This window comes from Occallatibacter sp., from assembly GCF_049802275.1.
Taxonomy (GTDB): domain Bacteria; phylum Acidobacteriota; class Terriglobia; order Terriglobales; family Acidobacteriaceae; genus Telmatobacter.
Map to the genome: position 1 here is coordinate 1 of NZ_JBARMD010000166.1, position 5,624 is coordinate 5,624.

The window sequence follows — 5,624 nt, forward strand, 5'->3', positions numbered from 1 at the left end:
CCATATAACAAGGCAAAGATTCCGAACTCACTTCCTGACAGATGTCGTACGAGGATAAACGTCGTGAGAAAATTCCCTGCACTACTAATCCCTTGATCGACCGCAATGCCGTAGGAGGGAGAGGACATCCTGTTGAGTAGTGCTATCGCCTTAGCGGCGACCGGACCTGATGTGGCTTGCCCTGTGTACTCTATCTTTGTCATGTTAGTCAAGGGGATCGATCAGGGTACGGTGGTGCGGAATGCACTGGAAGCATTTAGGTGCAGCCCTTTGTCCCTCACTTATGTTGATAGTGAGTTTTTGTGATGGCTGCGGTCAAAGTGACAATTTCAGGCCCCAGCATCACATTGGAGCCGACATGAGTATTGCGATAAAGTGCGACGTTCGGGAATCGAGTGAAACGCGTTCGCTCTGCAAATATAGGCAACGTCTGCACCCTCGCTTGAAAGTTCACGATCTGACCAAGGAAGGTTAACTACTCGACGGTACGCGAAACTTGGTGGCCAATCTCCGATGCCGGTCCGCCCATAAAGGGGGCCTCTTCCGACAGGGTGTTTAGGCTGCCCCTGCTCCCTTAACAACCGCCGGAATCGTTCGCGCTAGGATCTTCATATCGAGCCAGAGCGACCAGCGGTCGATGTACTCCATGTCTAGACGCATCCACTGATCGAAGGAGAGAGAACTGCGGCCGCTGACTTGCCAAAGACAAGTGATTCCGGGGCGGACACTGAAGCGGCGGCGCTGCCAATCGTGGTTGAATCCGGTGTAGTCCCGTACCGGAAGTGGACGTGGTCCCACGAGACTCATATCGCCCTTGAGCACATTGAAGAGCTGCGGCAGTTCGTCGATGCTGGTTTTGCGAAGTAACTTTCCGACGCGAGTGATCCGTGGATCATCTGTGATCTTGAATACGGGGCCCTCTGCCTCGTTTTGTGTTTCAAGCTGAGCTTGTAGTTTTTCTGCATTCGGAACCATGCTGCGAAACTTGTAGAGCCGGAAGCGCCGCTTATTCAGTCCGATTCGTTCCTGAGAGAAGAGTGCGGGGCCCTCTGAATCGATCTTCACGAGAATCGGCGCGACAAGCATGAACGGGCTAAAGAAAATAATCAAGATGGCCGAGCCGAGGAGGTCGATAACACGCTTTGCGCCAAGCTCAATTCCCTCTGAAGGCACAGGATAATAGCTTACGAGTGGATCAGCACCTAGCTTAGAGACATCGGTCGCCACTGTGGGACCTTCGAAGAGATCTGAATGAACACGAACGATCACTCCCTGGTTCTGACAGATCTGACGCAGTTTGTCTTCCTGGTCATAAAAAGACTTGATCGGCAGCGCAATGATGACTTCATCAACAATGTGGCTTCGCAAGTAGGATCGGAATTCGGCGATCGTGGAGACTAGGTTCGGTTCAATGTGGCTGTTTGGGATTGGTCCAACCCAGACGTCATCGACAAATCCTACGAGAGTGTAACCAAGCTCCGGCATTTTCATCATTGCTTCTGCGCACGCCAAAGCTCGAGCATTGGTGCCGACGATGATCACGTGGCGCAGGTTGTGACCGCGAAGGCGGACGACTTTCAGCGCTTGGCGTAATACCAGTCGAGAAAGAATGAGACAAGCGAGTGTCAGCGGCAGAAAGCGGAATACAACCGCCGGAGTGATGTTCAGAATTCGGAAAAAGATACCGACAGCGAAGAGCAAGATCGTGGCAATGACGGATGCTTTTGACAGATCGGTAAGCTCTGACAAGAAGGGAGCGAGACGCTTGGACTGATAAAGACCCAAAAGAGAGAACGTTTGTCTCCAGAGAAAAAGAAGGACCGCGATTCCAAAGATCGTATGCACCTGGATGCGCTCTGCAACCAAAATTGGAAGGGGGGTGAATAGCGCCCGTCCGAGAACGGACACGCAAAGCGCCGCGACCAGAAGGACCAGGTCGAAAGACTTGAAGATGTAGAGAAGAACCTGACGTCTGAAGTTGAGCATCGTCGATCTCAGTTCGGTAGCTCTATAGTTTGCTGTAAAGCTCTTCAGGGATCGGGAAGGTCCGATTGTTCAGCACAGTGCCCAGAAGACGGACATTCATTGACTGGAGGGCTTTCTTGGCTCTTAGCGCTGCTGCCTTGCGAGTTGAATTGGCTTCAATGACCAGGACGGTGGCATCCACAATCTGCCCGAGGACACCCGCGTCGCTGCGGTCGTTGACGCTGGGAGCGTTGATGAGCACGAAGTAGTAAGAGCGTTTCAGTTCAATCAGCTTGTTCTTCAGTACATCCGCCTCAGCGAGAACGCCCCTGTGGGTTGGGTCCAAGGAATCGGCATCAGCCATCCAAAGGTTAGGTTCTATTTGGGTGCATCCATCGCACCATGAGTCGTTCAGACTCGGGACCCGGGATTCCCTGATTCTGTGGGTTAGTCGCGAATCATGAACATCGCCATCGACGAGACAGACAGAGTGGCCACTGAGAGCCGCAAGCAACCGGCCGAGTTCGAAGCAGATCAGGCTGCTTTCGTTTTCTCGATCGACACCACAAAACAGGACGTCGTGGGGGGTATCAGCTCCGTCGGCGAGAAATACATTCTGCGCAAATCCCATCAATTCCGGGCTGAAGTGGATCCGGGGAACGCTACGAGAAGCATCTCGACGGCTGCGTAAATGAGCTGCGGTCGAAGGCTCACGTTCATCTTCGATCTGTTTCAGTAAGTCGAAGTTCTGGCTCATGGTCTATTTGCTCCCAGGTGCATCCGGAACGGCTACATCGTCAGTGCTCGGCAGTCGTAGAGTACGGCCGGTTTCAATATGATCCGGATCTGTAATCTGTGGATTGAGCATGCGGATCTGACGCAATAGCGTCCCGTTGAACATCCCTAAGTGACTGGTGGCGATCCTTTCCAACGTGTCACCCGAAGCAATTGTGACCTTCTGCGGTCCTGGGTTCTCAGTACGACCAGGTTGAGCAGTCGTCGGTGGCTGGACGGGCGACGAGGAGTGCATTTCCTGTTGTACTGCGAAATCAGAGGCAACAGTTGGGATAGTGGGCTTCAAATGAGTCATCGAATCGTTCGACCACATCCGGAATCCAAAGAGCGCAGCAACCATTCCGAGGACGAGAACGCCAGCATAAAGCGGCACGGGAAAACGCGAGCGGATAGATCTCTCTTTGATCACTGATCCCGATGGCGCTTCATGTTCTGATTTGGCAGGATGTGAGACCTGAACTGGAGGGACGTTCTCTAGCTCGAGATCCGCCAACGCATCGTTGACCATTGCCGCGTCGACCTGTTGGGACTTTCTAGCGCAGCAAAGGCAAAGTGAATTGAAGCACAGCGTATTGATGACGCGTGGTATTCCTGAGCTTGCCTCGGCGATCAGATTGAAAGCCTCCGGTGAGAAGAGCTCGCTGCCCCTATACCCTGCGAACGAAAGACGATGCTGGATGTAGGCCCGAGTTTCAGCTGCCGACAGTGGCGCGATCCGACAGAGCGTGAAAATTCGTTGGCGGAGCTGAGCGAGATCAGGTCTTGCGAGCGTGTCAGCCAGCTGGGGCTGTCCGGCCAGAACAACCTGGATCAGTTTTGATCGCGTCGTCTCAAAGTTTGTGAGCAGACGAATCCCCTCCAATGTGTGAGGAGATAGGTTTTGAGCCTCATCGATAACGAGAACGACGGGCCGGCCTTTCCGGGCTTCAGCACTGAGGAGCTGATTAATCTGGTGATATCTGTCAGCTATTGTCGGGCCGGGCTCGACGCCGCTGTCGCGCAAGATGTAGGTCACGATGTCATCTGGACCGCAGAACGTGTTGAAGAGGAAGACCGTCTTTGCGCACTCTTTTATGTGTTCCAGAAACTCGAAGAGCAAAGTTGTCTTGCCCATTCCCGGCTCCGCAATGAGGGTGGCGAATCCCCGATTGGCGTAGAACGCGCAATACAGTGATGCCAGAGCCTCGCGATGCGAGTTGCTGTGGAAGAGAAAGCGCGGATCCGGCGTTGCACCGAATGGCTGTTCAGCGAGTTTGAAGTACTTGAGAAACATTGCAAATCACTCCGTAGTCTTCCTGGGCAAGGCAGCAAGAACAGGCATTTCCAAATAGCCCACGACTTCATCGGGGGTCCGGAAGGACGGGTCAGCGAAGTCGGCGATGAAGCCCGTGCCGATACTCAAAAAGAACGCCAACATAAGGGTGATGCCGCCAGTTCTGGCGGGAGATTGAACGGGAAATGCAGGTGCGACAGGCTGCTCAGCAACGGCAACGTTGAGAATTCCGCGCTGATCGAGAGCATCGCTGATCCTGGCCTCTTCCCGCTTTCTCAGATAGAGCAGGTAGTTTTCTTCTTGAGTTTTCTCGGTCCGCTTCAAATCTTCCTGGGTAAGGCCCATCTCTTCCAAAGTCTTCGCTTCCGATCGATACTCATTGGCCGCCACGCTCAATGCCGTTGCCCTAGCTTCGAATCCGCTCAGATCGGCTTGTGCCTTTGCGAGATCGCTCCGCAGCATCATGTAGGTCGGATCCTGATTGGTGGTTTGCTCCTTGGGTGGTGCGCTTTCTTCAGCGCCGATCGAGGCTTTCGTCTCCGCAATCTGCTTCTCAACTTCCCGGACCAGGGGGTAGGAGGGATCGTATTTGGTCAGCAACTCAGTTCGCTTTAGCTCGAGGTTCAGGAGCGTGGACTTGAGTTGCTGCATGAGCTGTGGATTTTCTCCGGTCCGGATCTCCGTTGTCAGTCTGGGTTGCATCGCGTTGAGCTGTGTCTCCAACGTGCGGATGCGCCGGGCAGTTTCGACGGCCGATGCCTCAGCCTGGTGTGCTGTCGCATTGAAATCAGCGAGCCGCTGAAGGATGAGGTCCTTTTGAACTTGTGCGTCGACAACCCCGTTTTTCTGCGTGAATTCCGCCAACTGTGCCTGGGACTGCTCCAATCCTTGCTGGAATCGATCGGTCTGCTGATCAAAGAATTTGAATTCTCCAGAGGGCCGGTGCACTTCGCGGTGCTTCTCCAGGTACGCTTTTGCTACCGCGTTCAGCACCGTGGCAGCCAATTGTGGATCGCCGGTACGATACTTCACCTCGATCACATTGGTCTTGCGAATCGGCTCGACATCAAGATCCTTGTCCAATTTGCGAACCGCCGAAGCGACAGCCGTCTCCTGTTTGGGATGGCTGAAAATAGAAGACGATCTGTTCTGAAGGTTGGTCGCGACGACCACCTTCCGCAGCAGGTCGTCGCTACGAATAAGCTCGACCTCGGAGTTCAGATCCTCCTCCGTAATTGCTCCCGAGTCCTGCGCGGGGGCGTTCGCGCTGGCGGTCACCATCATGTCAGTGCGCTGGCGCAGAACGAGAAACTTCATATGCGCTTCGTACCTGCGCATCCAGAGCCCCGAGAGAAGCACCAGCACCAGGACGCCTAAGAATGTTCCAAAAATCACCCGTCGTTGCCGGAAGACTACGGCGACAATATCCCTTAGAGTGGGCAGTGGTCGACGCTCGTACGGGCGGAAGTCCATCAAGTCGTTTGCCATAACGCGTTCACCTAAAAGATCCCTGGGGTGGCATACACTCCCAGATTGGTCGTGGGCAGGTATCTGGCGATTTTCGAGATCTGATTCTGTGGAACGAAGATCA

5 protein-coding genes are annotated in these 5,624 nt (G+C 54.0%); 1 reads left to right on the plus strand and 4 read right to left on the minus strand.

The window, feature by feature from the left end; translation table 11 throughout:
- Positions 1–555: 555 nt before the first annotated feature.
- Both WA354_RS05300 and WA354_RS05305 read right to left on the minus strand, forming a co-directional pair.
- Positions 556–1,986, minus strand: coding sequence for a sugar transferase (locus WA354_RS05300; protein ID WP_472811968.1), 1,431 nt, complete (start codon positions 1,984–1,986; stop codon positions 556–558).
- Between the two features lie 22 nt (positions 1,987–2,008).
- Entirely contained in the window at positions 2,009–2,311 is a 303-nt protein-coding gene (locus tag WA354_RS05305) for a P-loop NTPase family protein (RefSeq protein WP_472811969.1), read from the minus strand.
- A 114-nt stretch (positions 2,312–2,425) separates the two neighbouring features.
- Between WA354_RS05305 and WA354_RS05310 the strand changes: the two genes are divergently transcribed.
- The gene (locus WA354_RS05310) at positions 2,426–2,656 is read left to right on the plus strand and encodes a hypothetical protein (protein ID WP_472811970.1); all 231 of its coding nucleotides are present in this window, start codon (positions 2,426–2,428) and stop codon (positions 2,654–2,656) included.
- Between the two features lie 69 nt (positions 2,657–2,725).
- Here WA354_RS05310 and WA354_RS05315 read toward each other — a convergent pair whose 3' ends face one another.
- Both WA354_RS05315 and WA354_RS05320 read right to left on the minus strand, forming a co-directional pair.
- On the minus strand, positions 2,726–4,033 hold the full coding sequence (locus WA354_RS05315) for an AAA family ATPase (protein ID WP_472811971.1): 1,308 nt from the start codon (positions 4,031–4,033) through the stop codon (positions 2,726–2,728).
- Positions 4,034–4,039: 6 nt separating this feature from the next.
- Complete coding sequence (locus tag WA354_RS05320; protein ID WP_472811972.1) at positions 4,040–5,521, minus strand: GumC family protein; 1,482 nt, start codon at positions 5,519–5,521, stop codon at positions 4,040–4,042.
- Positions 5,522–5,624 lie beyond the last annotated feature (103 nt).